Origin of the sequence: Sporosarcina beigongshangi, from assembly GCF_033485195.1 — a bacterium.
Lineage (GTDB): Bacteria > Bacillota > Bacilli > Bacillales_A > Planococcaceae > Sporosarcina > Sporosarcina beigongshangi.
Map to the genome: position 1 here is coordinate 105626 of NZ_JAWLIR010000028.1, position 15879 is coordinate 121504.

Below are 15879 nucleotides of genomic sequence, written 5' to 3' on the forward strand. Positions count from 1 at the left end.
CAGGGTATAATAATGTATGCGAATTAGTTAAAAATGGAGGGTTTAGCATGAGTAGTAGTAAATTTAGTAAATTTATCATTTTGGGTGCTCTTATCGGTGCTGTTGCAAGTATGTTTGACAGAAGCACCCGGGAGCAGGTGACAAAAAATTCGAAGAAACTTGCCTCTGGTATTAGTTTTTATTCAAAAAATCCAGATGTTTTGAAACTTAAGCTACAGGAGAAAACAGAAAAATATCAAACGCTTTATGAACAGTTGGCGGGAGATGCTTCTTACATTAAAGCGCAAGTTGAAGAGTTAAAAATATTGACGCCGCAAGTAAAAGACTTGGTAATGGATACAAAGGATGCGTTTGTTGAGTCAAAGGATGAATACAAATCGATTGTCAGTGAAAGTGCAGATTAACCAAATTTAACTTGGTTCAGCAAATGTGTTTGTACTGAAAGCGAAGCGTAATTGATTAGTCATAGTCGGTATTGAAAGGAGTGAGACGCTATGAAAGACAAAAAACGTTTAACTCCTGAAGCGGATAATGAAAAGAAAGTTGGTAAGGTTAGACGGAAAATTGACAGTATAATGGGCGATACTGGACTCATGAAATTTTACGATGACGTCGTAGAAGGTGATCTTGACAAGTTCGATGTTACGACGACTGAAGGATTTTGGAAGGAATTGCTCATTCGGATAAAGAAAATAGATGTGACTGGATTAGCTTCTCAAATGGCTTTCTTCTTCCTATTGTCGATGTTTCCACTACTCATCTTCCTCATTACGCTGTTGCCATTTTTGAATATTGATGCTGCTCAAATCTTTTTATATATTCGAGAGTATGCACCTTCAAGTGTTGCTATGCTAATAGAGAATACATTGGCAGAGGTTCTAACCAATAGAAATGGTGGTTTACTTTCGGTAGGTGCACTTGCAACAATTTGGTCGGCATCTAAAGGCATGAATACTCTAACAAGGGCATTAAATTTGTCTTATGAAACGGCCGAGACAAGATCCTTCATCCTCACACGTGCGATGTCATTTGTGTTTACGGTTTTGCTTATTGTTACTCTTCTAATCGCCCTTGTTTTACCGGTATTTGGGCAACAAATCGGCATTATTGCATTTTCAGTTTGGGGATTGGAGGAAGGTTTTCTTGCTATATGGAAAAGCCTGCGTTGGAGTATTCCACCTATTCTTATTTTAATCGTATTTGTGACGATTTACTGGCTTGTTCCGAATGTAAAGCTGCGATGGAAAAGTGTACTTCCAGGTGCGTTATTTGCGACACTTGGATGGATTTGTACCTCACTTCTTTTCACATTTTACGTCGAAAATTTTGACAGCTATTCAAATACGTATGGAAGTATTGGAGCGATTATCGTTCTCATGATTTGGTTGTATTTCTCAGGCATTATTTTAATGCTTGGCGGACAGTTGAATGCCGTAATGTTAGAGAGGGAGACGATAAAAGCCCTGAAAAAAGACAATGCAACCACCTGAATGGTATGCATTGTCTTTTTTGAATTCTGATAAAGGCTCGTGATAGCAATCCATCACGCCGAGGCATGATAGATTGCTAGTGTCACTTATTCGATCCGATTGAGCATTCTTAAACCGTTTAAGATGACAAGAATGGTACTTCCTTCATGACCGATAACGCCAAGTGGTAGATCAACAACTTGCATAAAGTTTGAAACGATGAGTAAGGCGATGACCGTAATAGAAAAAACAATATTTTGTTTGACAATACGCTGCATTTTACGTGAAAGCTTGATGGCGTAGGCGATGCGTGTTAAATCATTTTTCATCAGCACTATATCAGCTGTTTCAAGCGCAACGTCCGTTCCGCCACCCATGGCAATCCCCGAAGTTGCTGTTGCAAGTGCAGGTGCGTCATTGATGCCGTCTCCAACCATAGCGACAGTTTTATAGTCAGTGATCAGTTTTTTTAAATGATCGACCTTTGTTTCTGGTAAACATTCAGCGACGTAAGAATCGATTCCAGCTTCTTTAGCAATAGCCTCGGCTGTCTTTTCATTATCACCTGTAAGCATAACTGTGAAAATTCCTGCGCTTTTTAAGATTTGGATTGCATCAACAGCTTCGGGGCGTAATGTGTCTTTTAGGGCCACGGCGGCGATAATTCCTTTGGCATCTGCCATGAAGATAACAGTTTTCCCTTCGTCGGCAAGTGCGGAGGCAATCCCTTGCTGAAATTCCTTAGTTTGCTGCTGACCAACAAAGCGAGGATTCCCAACAAGATATTCTTCTGTTGCTGCAAATGCGCGAATGCCGTGCCCAGGGACATCTTCAATTTGTAAGTCTCGAATAATAGTTATCCCCTTGTCGGCTGCATAATTGGTAATGGCGACAGCGAGTGGGTGATTCGATTGGGATTCGATATTTGCTAGAAGTGCAAGTGTTTCATCCGGATTTTCACCATCGCGGACTAGAAAATCTGTGACGATAGGCTTTCCGTTGGTCAATGTTCCAGTTTTATCGAAAGCGATTGTTTTAATGGAGCCAAGATGCTCTAGGTGAACCCCACCTTTAAAGAGAACCCCCCGTTTTGCAGCATTCGAAACAGCTGCAAGCGTTGCAGGCATGATGGATGCGACAAGTGCGCATGGTGACGCCACGACAAGTAGGACGATGGCACGGTAGATGGTTGTCGTCCAATCCCAATCGAATAGGTAGTGGGGGAGAACCATCATAATTAAAACCATAATGATAACGCCTTTGACGTATGTCCCTTCGAATTTTTCGATAAATTGCTGGGAAGGGGATTTTTCACTTTGAGCACTTTGGACAAGTGTAATTATTTTTTGGAAAAGGGTTTCAGAGCTAGGCTTTATCATCTTCATTTGAATGGCGCCACTTAAATTAACGGTACCAGCAAATAATTCATCACCTGTTTCTTTTGATACAGGAATAGATTCACCGTTAATGGCGGACATGTCGATAGATGTAGCACCGTAAGTGATAGCGCCATCAACAGGAATACGTTCCCCCGGCTTGACGAGAAGAATGGATCCGACCTTTAGTGAAACGGTTGGTACTTTGATTTCTGTACCGTCCTGTTGGATAAGCCAAGCTTCCTCTGGCTGCAAGCTCATGAGTGCAGAAATTTCTTTATGGCTTTTATTCAATGTGTACGTTTCAAGAGCACCGCTAATCGCGAAGATAAAAATTAAAATGGCTCCTTCAGCCCAATAACCAATAATGGCAGATCCGAAAGCCGCGAAAATCATAAGCATTTCGACGTTTAACTCTTTATTTTTGATTGTTTCTTCGATGCCTTCCTTTGCTTTGGCAAATCCGCCAATTAAAAAAGCAATGATATAAAAAGCGACAGAGAAGGTGTCTGCTTCGTTGTTACTCATCACCCAGGCTATGCCAATCAAGATACCCGAACTAATGGCGGCAATGAGTTCAAGATGCTCTACCCAATTGATAGTTTTTGTGGCGTGTTTTTCATTGATAATATTCAAGCTAATCCTCTCCTCGTTGATAATGATTATCAAATTCATAGTCCTATATAAAATACGAAAGCCGGTCCCTTATAAAGGGAACCGACTAATTAATATGAATTACTAGATAATAATTATTATTGTTTATAGTGTAGCACTATGAAATGGGAAGTGTTACTGATTTGCTCATGAATAAAATAGTGGAGCGGGTGATACCATTATCTTCGTTCATTCAACATAAAAAGCGTCCTGTATTCGGAAGTACTCCGATACAGGACGCTAGACTTTTTTTTAGCTAAATACTTTTTCCTTGAACTGTGCTAGTTTCTCAAGTGATGTTTTATCAACATCGGCGTGTAAACTGTTGCCGTGTGAGTCCATTGTGACAACCGCTGTGAAATCTTCGACGCGTAGATGCCACATCGCTTCAGGGATTCCAAATTGTAGTAAGTCTACACCTTCAACCTCTTTAATGCAGTCGGCATAATATTGTGCTGCTCCGCCGATTGCGTTTAGATAGACGCCACCGTGTTCTTCAAGGGCAGCGAGTGTTTTAGGACCCATACCGCCTTTACCGATAACTGCTCGAATACCAAACTTCTTCATAATATCACCTTGATAAGGCTCTTCACGAATGGAGGTTGTTGGACCAGCAGCTTTAATTTCATAGCTGCCATCGTCTTTTTTCAAGACGACAGGGCCGCAATGGTAAATAATATGTCCGTCCAAATCGACAGGTGCATCATTTTCAGAAAGATGCTTATGAATCGCATCACGGCCTGTAAACATACGCCCTGAAATTTTAACAACGTCGCCTACTTTTAAATCACGAATTTGTTCTTCAGAAATAGGTGCAGTTAGCTCTACTGTACGCATAGCTTGTTGTTCTTCCGGCTCGTTATCCTGTGTGAAAGCGATTTTTTCGCCATCATTATAATGCCAATTTGTAATTTCGCCAGACACAGCATCAATATCGACAGCCATCCGACGATACGCCCAGCAGTTATACGCTACGGAAACGAAGAAGCTAGCAGGAATACGATTCATGACGCCCACTTTGCAGCCAAGAAGTGTCACTTCACCACCGAAGCCCATTGTGCCGATGCCAAGTTTGTTTGCTGATTCTAAAATATAAGCCTCTAGCCCAGCCAATTGATCATTTGGATTTACATCGTCAACCGCACGAAATAGCTGTTCTTTAGCAAGGTCATAGCCGGAAGCGCGATCCCCGCCAATTCCAACGCCGATGAAGCCTGCCGAGCAGCCTTGTCCTTGCGCTTGGTAGACGGAGTGTAAAACACATTTACGAATGCCGTCGAGGTCGCGACCAGCACGCCCAAGCCCTTCAAGCTCAGTTGGCAGGCTATACTGGATGTTTTTATTCTCACAGCCGCCACCCTTTAGGATGAGCTTTACTTCTATATGGTTTTGTTCCCATTGTTCAAATTTCACAACAGGGACGCCTTCACCAAGATTATCGCCGCTGTTGTCGCCAGTTAAGGAGTCAACGGAGTTCGGGCGGAGTTTCGTATCCTTTGTCGCTTGAACAATGGCACGCTTAATAGCTGCTTTGATTTCAAGCTGGTTCACGCCGACAGGAGTTTTGATTTTAAATGTAGGCATGCCCGTGTCCTGACAGATAGGTGACATTTTCTCATCCGCCATATTGATATTTTGAGCAATCGTATCCAAGCTCATCGCCGCGCGTGTGCCTGCGTCTTCTTGTTGTCTTGCTGCAAGAATTTTTCGGCGCACATCCTTCGGAAGATTTGTCGATGTTTCACAAATGAGATCATACATGCTTTTTTCGATTTGTTCTATGTACATACTCAAGCCCCCCTCCCTATATAATTAGTTAGTTGATTTTATCTTTTCGACTTGTTCTTCAAGGTCGTCAATCATGCCGATTAGGCGATCAATTTCTTGCAAATCTGCTGTTTCAGGTTCAATTGTATCAAGTGTTTCTAAGAATTGATGGAAGCGTGTTTTTAACCCATCAACTTGGTTATGATCTTGTGCGTTATCCAATACGTACACCTCTTTTCATTACTATAATCGTAAACGAAAAAAAGGTTTTTTTCAACAGGCTCCAATAACTACGCAAAGATGAAAAAAAGGCATAAGAATTTATTGAATAAAAAACTTAACAGAATCTTTACAATTAAAAATCTTTATGCTATGATATGTGTAATCAAATGAAAGGGAGGGCGTAGAGTAAAGACAAATCGAATCCTGTTAAGAAGGAGGGGATCCGTAAGTGTCCACCGGCTATATGCCGAGAGACGACTACGACTTATGTTAATGGAAAATGATAATGAAGGTTCAATTCATATGTAAAGGCCCAGCCGTAATCTGACAATCAGATATGGACTGGGTCTTTACGATTTTTTTAAAAGATGATGTTATGTAAAATTGCGCTGATTTACTGTTCTCCTATGCTAGAATCATACAATGGTCATTAAAATAGGGAGCGTAAAAAAATATGAATACTTTTTCGCAAGTAGAGAGGAAACGTTTTTGGATTCTTGTCATCATCGTATCCATCTCTGGATTCTCACAAGGAATGCTATTGCCGCTTATTTCAGCTATTTTTGAACGCGATGGTGTATCGAGTGCATTGAATGGATTGAATGCAACGGGACTATACATAGGAACGCTTCTGGTATCTCCATTTATGGAGGCACCGTTACGTCGGTTTGGTTATAAGCCAATTATTATCGGTGGTGGGATACTCGTCTTTTGCTCATTGTTGTTATTTCCATTATGGAAAAGTGTTGTGTTTTGGTACATATTAAGACTTCTAATAGGCATAGGGGATCATGCTTTGCATTTCTCCACACAGACGTGGATTACGAGTTTTTCCCCTCAGCAACGATTGGGGCGTAATATTGCCATTTACGGTTTGTCATTTGGGACTGGCTTTGCGGTAGGGCCGCTATTCGTGCCACTTATCAATGTGTTTGAAGGATTACCATTTATCGTCTCTGGTGTACTTTGCATGCTGGCATGGTCACTTGTTTTCAGACTGAAAAATGAATTCCCGGATGTTATTAAAGGGAAGGCAGTTGAAGAACGGTTTTTTACAAGATTCAAAGCAACAATTGCCGTTGCATGGTTGGCATTTCTCGGTCCATTCGGCTATGGTTTTCTTGAATCATCTCTCAATGCGATGTATCCGGTCTATGCGCTAAGAAGTGGGATTGATCTGACATCGGTATCGTTGATTCTAGTGTCATTTTCATTGGGTGGAATGGTTTCGCAATTGCCTCTTGGGATGTTGTCGGACAAAATTGGCAGGCGCCCCGTCTTTTTGATGGCATTTGGCGGTGGGGCGGCATCGTTCTTTGCGGCAAGTACAGTGGGGACGTCCTCGATTGCGGTCATGTCGATGTTTTTCATAGCTGGTCTTTTTGTTGGCTCGATTTTTTCGCTAGGTATTTCGTATATGTCTGAATTGACACCGAAGCATCTCTTGCCAACAGGGAATTTACTATGCGGTATCTTTTTTAGTATTGGAAGCTTGACGGGTCCGTTTCTCGGTGGGATCTTCCTTGAATTTGAAGCCAGCTTCAGTTACTTGCTACTCATTTCAATTTTCTTGGGCACTTTGTTCGTACTGGCGCTATTAGGGAAAATGAAAGCGATCGCCTAACAGGCACTCGGAGCTCTCATATAAGAAAAAGCGTCCACATTGGACGCTTTTTCTTATCTTAAAATCGAGTGAATGTTTTCATATTCCAGCACAAGATCATCGAGTGAATGGAAGGCGTAGCCAGCCTTTTTAGCGTCGCGGATAAAGTCAGGCAATGCTTGCGCATTATCAGGAGAAACAGTATGCATTAAAATGACGGCGCCCGGATGGAGCTGGGTCATCAATTCATTGTATGCAAAATCACGTCCCCTCGGCTTGTCTGCATACCAGTCGATAAAAGCGACCGACCAGAAAATATGGCGGTAGCCAAGCTCATTTCCTTTGGCAAGTACATTGTCATTAAATACACCAGCAGGCGGCCGCGTATATACTGTCCGTTTTATTCCAGTTAGTTCATTCAATAATTTATCGAATTTCTTCCAATCTTCTTCCATCCCTTGCCCAGATAGTGTAGTTAGGTTTGGGTGACCATAAGTATGATTCCCAATGCCATGACCTTCCTCAATCATTCGTTTGACAAGTGGTGTGGCACTTTTTAAATAATGTCCCGTGAGAAAAAAGGTTGCGGGAGCCTCTTCCTTTTTCAGTGTATCTAAAATACTTTCTGTATAGCCATTTTCGTAGCCGTTATCAAAGGTTAAATAGACAATTTTTTCATCAGGCTTTCCTTTGTAAATAGCACCATATTTTTCGAGCATTGAATCGAGTGCGGCGCCAGCGCTTGGTGGAATGCCATCTGTCGCTTTTTTAAATCCCCAATGAAATTCTTCTGCTTTCGTAGAAAAAGGATTCAATACAAATCCGGCTACTACTATGAAAGCTGCCAGTATAATTCCAGGGCCATGCTGTTTAATCATAAAAAACGCACCTTCCTTTTTTGGTAGGATGTGCGCAAGATGAAAAGTTATACGTTTTCTTTTAGGATATTCCGTAATGCAGCCTTGAGCTTAGGGAATTTGAATTCAAATCCATTATCGAGTAATTTTTTAGGTAAGACATGTTGCCCTTCTAAAACAAGTGCGCTTTTCTTGCCGAGCACTAGCTTCATGACAAATCCAGGAACGGGAAACCAATGTGGACGGTGTAAAACGGATCCAATTGTTTTGCCGAAATCATCCATTCGCTGTGGGAACGGCGAAGCCGTATTAACTGGTCCATGTACGTTTTTGTTCGTAATGGCGAAGGCGATTGCACGCACAACATCATCTACATGGATCCAGGATAGCCACTGTTTACCAGATCCGACTTTACCGCCTGCAAATAGTCTGTAGGGCAACACCATAGGTGGTAGTGCGCCGCCACCTTTACCGAGAACGACACCGAAACGCATGAAAACAGACCGGATTCCTTCAGCTTCTACTAATGTAGCTTTCTTTTCCCAATCCGCCACAGTTTGTGCGAGGAAATCGTTTGCAATGGTGGTGGCATCTTCTGTATAAATGATTTCTTCTGAAGCTGGATAGATACCGATTGCACTTGCGTTGACGAGGACGGAAGGTTTAATTGGTAAAGTAGAGATGATCCGCAATAACTCGTCTGTAGCAATCATGCGACTGTCGTGAATTTGGCGTCGGTGTTCAGCATTCCAACGTCCTGCATTGATGGATACACCTGCAAGGTTGACAAAGGCATCTGCTGAGCCAATTGCTATTTCTGGTGTAGCCCCCTCTTGGAGCCATTGTACGTAGCTGATGTTGTTGGTTCCTTTTTTCTCTTTCCTCGATAAAATAATAATGTCATGCCCTTCATTCAAAAGGAAAGTCGTCAACTTTTGACCGATAAAGCCAGAACCACCTGCAATAACAATCTTCATATTTTCAACACCTCCATGTAGTAATCTATACCCTATTAAGCTGAACTTGAACGGTAGAACATGTATACTTGTAAAGAGTAGGAGGTTCTGTAAAAATGCCTGTCATTACGAAGATAACACAACAGAAAAAAGATCACGAACGATACAATATTTTCCTCGACGAAAAATACGCCTATAGTGTCCACGAATCGGTGCTTGTAAAATTTGGGTTGACCAAAGGAATGGTGCTGGAAGACTGGTCCATAGATGATATGGTGTATGAGGATGAAATACGTAAAGCATTTAACCGAGCTCTTCATTATCTAGGCTTCAAAATGCGTAGTGAGTTTGAAGTGAAGAAAAAGTTGTTGGATCTTGAGTATGGAGAAGCGATTGTTCGGGAAGCGATTGTGAAATTGAAGGAACTGGGTTTCTTGAATGATGAAGCCTATTCAGAAGCCCTTTTGCAAACGCAAAAAAATTCATCGAGTAAAGGTCCGAGGGCTATTCAACAGGAGATGCATAAGAAAGGTATTGGGAAGGAGTTGCAAGAAAAAGTACTGGATTCTTATTCAGAAGATGAACAGTTACAAATTGCAACGAAGCTGGCGGAAAAGGCGGCGAAGGCTAACCGTTCTGTGGCTCCCATACAATTGAAACAAAAAATACAAAATGCCTTGTTAAGTAAAGGCTACTCATTTGATATTATTAACCAAGCGCTTAATAATATAGACTTCGAGCGGGGAGACGACGAATGGGCAGAGATTACGGAGTCGGTCGGAGAAAAAGCATGGCGGCGCCATCAATCAAAGTTCAAAGGGCGCGATCTACATAACCGTGTGAAGCAAGCGATGTATCAAAAAGGAATCCCGTTTGATAAAATTGATGCGTTTATTGATAAAAAGGAGAATGAAGAAGATGGAGAATGAAAAAAAGTATAGCCAGATGTCAGAGCATGAATTACGCACAGAAATCGGTACGATCATGGAGAAGGCGCGAAAGGCTGAACAGCTTGGCATGGTTAACGAGTATGCGGTGTATCAACGTAAAGCAGTTATGGCACAATCGTATTTAATTGATCCGAAGACGATTGTGAAGGATGAAATTTATCGTATTGATGGTGATGAGGGTGTCTTTTTCCATGTCGATTATTTGAAAGGTCGCTTTGCTTGGGGCTATCGTTTAGGTGGCGAGCGTGCAATGGAGGCATTGCCAATTGCGATGTTGAAGCCGGTTAAAGAAGGAAAATAAAAAAGGCTATGTTTTACCATAGCCCATTTATTTAAGAATTCGGTGCAAAATTCAACTTTTTTTGTAGTTTGTCCTCTGAGAAAATCCAACCCGTATAGGAGTTAACGATGTTGAGATTTTTATCGACATGTGCAACTGCGACAAATGGATAATAGCCTTTGCTTCGGTAGCGCAAATCTATAAGGCGAACTTCACATAAGTCACCAATACTTGTGACTGACCAACGATAAATCGGAGAGAACGATGTGAATGCCTCGATATTTTTGTCACTCATAGCTACGTCGATTTCAGGCGACTTTGGCATAGCTACTCGTTCAAAACGGTCATAGATATTAACGGACCGGCCGTAAGCTCGTCCAACATAATGACATTCCTCTGAGGACGCGGCGATTCGCCATTGGAAAAATCGCATCGTAGGGGCAATAATAATATCTGTCGCATCGGGTACAGTATTTTGAACAGCTTTTTTCACTGCGGATTTAATAGCAAAGCGCAGCAAATAATAAAAGAAAATAACTACGTAGGTCGTCAAAATGGTATAGACAGGATTAGCTCCTAGTCCCCAAATGATAAGGGCAATACCGTGTAAAGCGAAAATGATGGGATCAAATGTATTGATGACCCCGATAGCAACCCATTTGTTTGAGAAGGGTCGCAATGCCTGTGTTCCGTATGAATTAAAAATATCAACGAAAACATGCAAGAAAACGGCAAGAAACGTCCAAGCCCATAAGTGGATGAAGCTAGCTTCAGGTACTACAAGGGATAATAGTATAGTGATGATAAGCGGCCATAACAATACAGCCGGGATAGAGTGTGTAATCCCACGATGATTACGAATATAGACCGCGTTATTTCTTAATTTTAAGACGGTGTCGACATCTGGTATAAGTGATCCAACGATGACGCCAGCGACGACAGCACTCATTGTGGCAGTGTCGGTTGAAACGACAGGATCCGCCAAAGCTAGACCGCCGAGAGCTATGCCCATGACAATATGTGTTCCAGTATCCAAGTGATCACTCCTTTAGCCAAAGATTATCGGAGGCGAAAAGCATTCTACATCTATACAGTATATACCCTTTTTCGATTAACAGTAAGCATATGTGATAAGGAGCAAAACATGCAAATAATAATGAAAAAAGACGAATTTCGCGAAGCACTTCTTTCTTGGTATCATCGCGAAAAGAGGGATTTACCTTGGCGTCATACGTCAAACCCTTATTATATATGGGTTTCTGAAATCATGTTACAGCAAACAAGAGTCGATACAGTGATTCCTTATTATGAGCGATTTATCGACAGCTTTCCGACAATGGAAATACTTGCATCAGCAAATGAAAATGATTTGTTGAAAATGTGGGAAGGTCTCGGCTATTACTCACGGGCAAGGAATTTGCAGATGGGTGTTCGGGAAGTGGTCGAAAATTATGGCGGGGAAGTGCCGGATACGCGTCAGGAGATATCCAAGTTAAAGGGTGTCGGACCCTACACAGCTGGTGCAGTACTCAGTATTGCTTTTGGCGTTCCGGAGCATGCTGTCGACGGCAATGTTATGCGTGTGATGTCTCGTCTTCTTTTAATTGAAGAAGATATTGCGATTCCGCGCACGAAAAAGATTTTTGAGACAGTCGTGATGGAATTAATCGATCGAAAAGATCCGTCTTCATTCAATCAAGGATTAATGGAGCTTGGTGCGACAATTTGTACGCCTAAACCAAAATGCTTACTTTGTCCGGTACGTGATTTTTGCAATGCTTTTCATGAAGGTAGACAAGAGGAATTGCCTGTCAAGACGAAAAAAACAACGATGAAAGTAATTCCGGTTGCATCATTCGCGATACAGAACAAGCAAGGAGAATGGCTGCTAAGGCAAAGGCCAGCAAAAGGTTTGCTAGCAGGGCTATGGGAATTTCCGATGGTTGAACGATTGGATGGCATAGCACCATTAGAAAAAATGCGCCAACAATTTGGTGTTGAGTTAGAAAATGTTGTTGATGTATTAACATTTAAACATATTTTTTCCCATATAACATGGGAGATGACAAGCTTCAAAGCACAGATGAAAGGCACCGATTCATTACCACCTGGTTACCGATTTTTTACAGTGGAAGAAGTAGAAGCGTTGCCGAAGCCAGTACCTGTTTTAAAAATATGGGAAGAAATTAAATGGGAGGAATAAATGTATGACAACTCAAAAAGTAGCAATGGTGACGGGGAGTTCTAGAGGATTGGGGAAGGCGTTGGCGATTGAGCTAGCAAGGCAAGGTTATGATATCGTGGTGAACTACGCGCGTAGTAGATCTGCGGCGGAAGAGACTGTGAAAGAAATTGAAGCGCTAGGTAGAAAGGCGATTATGATCCGTGCCAATGTCGGGGATGTCGCTAAATTACGCGTCATGTTTGAACAGGTGAAAGAAGAATTTGGACGTCTAGATGTGTTTATATCGAATGCGGCATCTGGCGTATTGCGTCCTGTGATGGAGCTGGAGGAGTCACACTGGGATTGGACGATGAATATTAACGCCAAAGCGATGTTATTCGGCGCGCAGGAAGCAGCTAAGCTAATGGATAAAGGCGGAAAAATTCTTGGCGTCAGTTCACTTGGCTCCATACGTTATCTTGAAAATTATACGACAGTTGGCGTTTCGAAGGCGGCAATTGAGTCTATTACACGTTATCTTTCAGTTGAACTTGCTCCACGAGGCATTGCTGTGAATACGGTGTCTGGGGGAGCGCTTGATACAGAAGCGTTGAAGCATTTCCCGAATCGCGATGAAATGTTGGAAGATGCACGCAAAAACACGCCGGCAGGTCGCATGGTTGAAGTCGAGGATATGGTGAAAACGGCGATGTTCCTTATTTCAGATGGAGCGGATATGATTCGTGGGCAGACAATAATTGTAGATGGTGGCCGCTCTGTCTTGTTGTAAAATTTTCTAGTGGATAAAAAAACGTTTTGTGCACATGTTAGTGTGTACGGAGGTGAAAATCCATGACAAACAATAACAACCCAGGCCAAACAAATGCGAACAAAGTGAAGAAACAAAATCAGCTATCACAACAAAACCAATCATTTACACCGATGGCTGAAGAATTTGGTTCTGAAACAGATGTGAATGAGGTTCGTAAACAAAACCAACAATCTGAAGCAAAGAAGAAAAATGCTTCCGGTCCGCGCGCGAACCGATTTGAAAACGGCACTAAATAAGTGGATGGACATCACCGACCGATGGGGGCATCACGCTCCCATCGGTTTTCTTTATATGCGTTCAGCAAATGTATGTGTATTGAAAGCGAAGTGTCAGCTACAGAAAACGATTACCTTGATGTGCGGCAAGGTGAATGTGGTGTAGTCTACTATGCGGAGTGTGCTCGAACATACATTGAACGAATGCAAAGTCTCCGGGGGATGTCACTTAAAATAAGAAAAAAGGATTATAAGATTTCAAATTTTGCCGTTCTGTTGGTATAATGATGAAATAAAGAAAGCTTAGAAATTTTTTGGCAACTAAAGGGTGGGTATAATCATGGCGATTGCTACAGAAGGAGAAACGATACAAGTACATAGTTACAAACATAACGGTAGCATTCATCGTGTTTGGCAAGAGACAGTTGTATTAAAAGGAACGCGGAATATTGTTATTGGGGCAAACGAACGGACGCTTGTTACAGAGGCAGACGGTCGCACTTGGTTGACGCGTGAGCCTTCAATTTGCTATTTTCATGCGGAACATTGGTTCAATATTATTTGTATGCTGAGAGAAGATGGCGTTTACTATTATGTCAATATGAGTTCGCCGTTCATCTACGATAACAAATCATTGAAGTATATTGATTATGATCTTGATGTGAAAGTGTTCCCTGATATGAGCTATATGATTCTCGATGAAGACGAATATGCCGATCATAAGAAACAGATGGAATACCCTGAAATCATCGATCAGATTATGCAAAAGAATTTAACGACATTATTAGGTTGGATCAAGCAGCGTAGAGGACCGTTCGCTCCCGACTTCATCGAAGTTTGGACGGCACGGTATGCGTTTTACAAACAGGTTAAGAATGGTAAGTGAAAAGCCTGACCGTGATTATTGACGGTAGGCTTTTTTGCTTGCTGAATAAGGGAATTCAAACTGAGTAAGCTACAGCAGAATTGATAGAGGGAGGTATAACGAAAATGGGTGAAAGTATTAAAAGGTATATGAAGTTCGTCAAGCCATACAATTGGCTCATTCTTGTGACGATTATTCTTGGTGTTATAAAGTTTGCAATACCCTTATTTATGCCCTTATTGATAAAAATTATTATTGACGATATTATCGACTCGGATCTGTTATCGAAGGCAGAAATGACGCAGCAGCTCTTTTATTGGCTTGGTGGGACGGCGTTATTATTCTTCATCGTCCGACCGCCAGTTGAATATTACCGGCAATACTTTGCACAATATGTTAGCAATAAAATCTTATACGATATCCGCCAAGTATTATTCGGGCATTTGCAAAAACTCAGCTTGAACTACTATTCCAATACGCGAGCTGGAGAAGTTATTTCACGTGTGATCAATGACGTGGAGCAGACGAAAAACTTTGTCATGATTGGACTAATGAATGTCTGGCTCGATTTAGCGACGATTCTCATCGCGATTGCAATCATGTTGACGTTGGACGTTCCGTTGACGATCGTCACGCTTCTCGCATTTCCTTTCTACGCTTATAGTGTGAAGCATTTTTTTGGCAAACTACGCGAATTAACAAGAAAACGATCCCAAGCCTTAGCGAATGTGCAAAGTTATTTGCATGAACGCGTTTCAGGTGTCAGCGTTATAAAAAGCTTTGCATTAGAGGAAAAGGAACAAAATAACTTCGATGAGGTAAACGGTCAGTTTCTTGATAAAGCTATCGATCATACCAAATGGAATGCAAAGGCCTTTGCTGTCGTCAATACCATTACGGATGTTGCCCCTTTACTTGTGCTTGCCTATGCAGGCTATCAGGTCATAAATGGAGCATTATCTCTTGGGACGATGGTGGCGTTTATCGCTTATATCGACAGACTGTATAGCCCGCTTCGTAGGCTCGTCAATTCATCAACATCACTGACGCAATCATTTGCCTCGATGGACCGTGTATTTGATTTGATGGAGGAGGGATATGACATTACAGATAAAGAAAATGCAGTGGAGCTACCTGCCGTAAGCGGGAAAATTGAGTTCGACAAAGTATGTTTTTCCTATGAGCAAGGTGGACAAGTTGTGTTGAACAGCATTGACTTCACTGTGAATCCAGGAGAAACCGTAGCATTCGTCGGGATGAGTGGCGGCGGAAAGTCGACAGTAATTAGTTTAATTCCACGTTTTTATGATGTCACAGGCGGAGCTGTTCGAATAGATGGCTATGATTTGCGTGATGTGACAGTGAAGTCATTGCGTGATCAAATTGGTATCGTGCTACAGGAAAGTATTTTGTTCAGTGATTCTGTTAAAAGTAATATATTGATGGGGAATCCTAATGCATCAGATGAGGAAGTCATTGTAGCTGCAAAAGCGGCGAATGCGCATGACTTCATCGAATCATTACCTCTCGGCTATGACACGAAAGTGGGAGAGCGTGGTGTGAAATTATCTGGCGGGCAAAAGCAACGCATTGCCATTGCCCGTGTCTTTTTAAAAAATCCGCCATTGCTTGTATTGGATGAAGCGACATCAGCGCTCGACCTCGAAAG

Annotated in this window: 16 protein-coding genes; 10 read left to right on the forward strand and 6 right to left on the reverse strand. The window is 41.9% G+C overall.

Annotated features, from left to right (window positions below; all coding sequences use genetic code 11):
- Window positions 1–47: 47 nt before the first annotated feature.
- Window positions 48–404, forward strand: coding sequence for a hypothetical protein (locus R2B77_RS13130; protein ID WP_203248608.1), 357 nt, complete (start codon window positions 48–50; stop codon window positions 402–404).
- Window positions 405–494: 90 nt separating this feature from the next.
- Entirely contained in the window at window positions 495–1490 is a 996-nt protein-coding gene (locus R2B77_RS13135; protein ID WP_203248610.1) for a YihY/virulence factor BrkB family protein, read from the forward strand.
- Between the two features lie 86 nt (window positions 1491–1576).
- On the opposite strand, the gene R2B77_RS13140 is transcribed toward R2B77_RS13135, so the two are convergent.
- From R2B77_RS13140 to R2B77_RS13150, 3 genes are all read right to left on the reverse strand, one after another.
- A complete protein-coding gene (locus R2B77_RS13140; RefSeq protein WP_212391777.1) occupies window positions 1577–3520 on the reverse strand; it encodes a heavy metal translocating P-type ATPase in 1944 nt (647 codons plus the stop codon).
- Window positions 3521–3751: 231 nt separating this feature from the next.
- Window positions 3752–5287: a fumarate hydratase gene (locus R2B77_RS13145; RefSeq protein ID WP_212391779.1), complete on the reverse strand. Its 1536-nt coding sequence runs from the start codon at window positions 5285–5287 to the stop codon at window positions 3752–3754.
- A 24-nt stretch (window positions 5288–5311) separates the two neighbouring features.
- Complete coding sequence (locus R2B77_RS13150) at window positions 5312–5488, reverse strand: SE1561 family protein (protein ID WP_203248613.1); 177 nt, start codon at window positions 5486–5488, stop codon at window positions 5312–5314.
- 454 nt (window positions 5489–5942) lie between these two features.
- Here R2B77_RS13150 and R2B77_RS13155 point away from each other — a divergent pair, with 454 nt between their 5' ends.
- The gene (locus tag R2B77_RS13155; protein ID WP_203248615.1) at window positions 5943–7112 is read left to right on the forward strand and encodes an MFS transporter; all 1170 of its coding nucleotides are present in this window, start codon (window positions 5943–5945) and stop codon (window positions 7110–7112) included.
- A gap of 53 nt (window positions 7113–7165) precedes the next feature.
- On the opposite strand, the gene R2B77_RS13160 is transcribed toward R2B77_RS13155, so the two are convergent.
- Both R2B77_RS13160 and R2B77_RS13165 read right to left on the reverse strand, forming a co-directional pair.
- Entirely contained in the window at window positions 7166–7969 is an 804-nt protein-coding gene (locus R2B77_RS13160) for a polysaccharide deacetylase family protein (protein WP_203248617.1), read from the reverse strand.
- 47 nt (window positions 7970–8016) lie between these two features.
- The gene (locus tag R2B77_RS13165) at window positions 8017–8925 is read right to left on the reverse strand and encodes a TIGR01777 family oxidoreductase (RefSeq protein ID WP_203248618.1); all 909 of its coding nucleotides are present in this window, start codon (window positions 8923–8925) and stop codon (window positions 8017–8019) included.
- 95 nt (window positions 8926–9020) lie between these two features.
- On the opposite strand from R2B77_RS13165, the gene recX reads away from it, so the two are divergent.
- Both recX and R2B77_RS13175 read left to right on the forward strand, forming a co-directional pair.
- On the forward strand, window positions 9021–9833 hold the full coding sequence (recX, locus tag R2B77_RS13170; RefSeq protein ID WP_203248619.1) for a recombination regulator RecX: 813 nt from the start codon (window positions 9021–9023) through the stop codon (window positions 9831–9833).
- Window positions 9823–10155 (forward strand): YfhH family protein, encoded by a 333-nt coding sequence (locus R2B77_RS13175; protein ID WP_203248620.1) that lies wholly within the window; start codon window positions 9823–9825, stop codon window positions 10153–10155. Before recX ends, R2B77_RS13175 begins: the two co-directional genes overlap by 11 nt.
- A gap of 31 nt (window positions 10156–10186) precedes the next feature.
- Here the strand turns inward: R2B77_RS13175 and R2B77_RS13180 are convergent, their stop codons facing one another.
- On the reverse strand, window positions 10187–11170 hold the full coding sequence (locus R2B77_RS13180) for a metal-dependent hydrolase (protein WP_203248621.1): 984 nt from the start codon (window positions 11168–11170) through the stop codon (window positions 10187–10189).
- A gap of 108 nt (window positions 11171–11278) precedes the next feature.
- Between R2B77_RS13180 and mutY the strand changes: the two genes are divergently transcribed.
- From mutY to R2B77_RS13205, 5 genes are all read left to right on the forward strand, one after another.
- Window positions 11279–12337 (forward strand): A/G-specific adenine glycosylase, encoded by a 1059-nt coding sequence (gene mutY / locus R2B77_RS13185; RefSeq protein ID WP_203248622.1) that lies wholly within the window; start codon window positions 11279–11281, stop codon window positions 12335–12337.
- Between the two features lie 4 nt (window positions 12338–12341).
- Window positions 12342–13088, forward strand: a complete 747-nt coding sequence (gene fabL, locus R2B77_RS13190; protein ID WP_203248623.1) for an enoyl-[acyl-carrier-protein] reductase FabL — start codon at window positions 12342–12344, stop codon at window positions 13086–13088.
- 62 nt (window positions 13089–13150) lie between these two features.
- A complete protein-coding gene (locus R2B77_RS13195; protein WP_203248624.1) occupies window positions 13151–13366 on the forward strand; it encodes a gamma-type small acid-soluble spore protein in 216 nt (71 codons plus the stop codon).
- A gap of 319 nt (window positions 13367–13685) precedes the next feature.
- Window positions 13686–14231: a nucleoside tri-diphosphate phosphatase gene (ntdP, locus tag R2B77_RS13200; RefSeq protein ID WP_203248625.1), complete on the forward strand. Its 546-nt coding sequence runs from the start codon at window positions 13686–13688 to the stop codon at window positions 14229–14231.
- Window positions 14232–14335: 104 nt separating this feature from the next.
- Window positions 14336–15879, forward strand: a 1544-nt coding sequence (locus tag R2B77_RS13205) for an ABC transporter ATP-binding protein (RefSeq protein WP_322555721.1), incomplete at its 3' end; no start/stop codon positions are given.

What these genes read in the sequence shown, in the direction of transcription:
- R2B77_RS13165 (WP_203248618.1), bottom strand. Translation starts at nt 8,925, where the DNA reads ATGAAGATTGTTATTGCAGGTGGTTCTGGCTTTATCGGTCAAAAGTTG.
- ntdP (WP_203248625.1), top strand. Translation starts at nt 13,686, where the DNA reads ATGGCGATTGCTACAGAAGGAGAAACGATACAAGTACATAGTTACAAA.
- R2B77_RS13175 (WP_203248620.1), top strand. Translation starts at nt 9,823, where the DNA reads ATGGAGAATGAAAAAAAGTATAGCCAGATGTCAGAGCATGAATTACGC.
- fabL (WP_203248623.1), top strand. Translation starts at nt 12,342, where the DNA reads ATGACAACTCAAAAAGTAGCAATGGTGACGGGGAGTTCTAGAGGATTG.
- R2B77_RS13195 (WP_203248624.1), top strand. Translation starts at nt 13,151, where the DNA reads ATGACAAACAATAACAACCCAGGCCAAACAAATGCGAACAAAGTGAAG.
- R2B77_RS13140 (WP_212391777.1), bottom strand. Translation starts at nt 3,520, where the DNA reads ATGAATTTGATAATCATTATCAACGAGGAGAGGATTAGCTTGAATATT.
- R2B77_RS13130 (WP_203248608.1), top strand. Translation starts at nt 48, where the DNA reads ATGAGTAGTAGTAAATTTAGTAAATTTATCATTTTGGGTGCTCTTATC.
- recX (WP_203248619.1), top strand. Translation starts at nt 9,021, where the DNA reads ATGCCTGTCATTACGAAGATAACACAACAGAAAAAAGATCACGAACGA.
- R2B77_RS13135 (WP_203248610.1), top strand. Translation starts at nt 495, where the DNA reads ATGAAAGACAAAAAACGTTTAACTCCTGAAGCGGATAATGAAAAGAAA.
- R2B77_RS13145 (WP_212391779.1), bottom strand. Translation starts at nt 5,287, where the DNA reads ATGTACATAGAACAAATCGAAAAAAGCATGTATGATCTCATTTGTGAA.
- mutY (WP_203248622.1), top strand. Translation starts at nt 11,279, where the DNA reads ATGCAAATAATAATGAAAAAAGACGAATTTCGCGAAGCACTTCTTTCT.
- R2B77_RS13160 (WP_203248617.1), bottom strand. Translation starts at nt 7,969, where the DNA reads ATGATTAAACAGCATGGCCCTGGAATTATACTGGCAGCTTTCATAGTA.
- R2B77_RS13155 (WP_203248615.1), top strand. Translation starts at nt 5,943, where the DNA reads ATGAATACTTTTTCGCAAGTAGAGAGGAAACGTTTTTGGATTCTTGTC.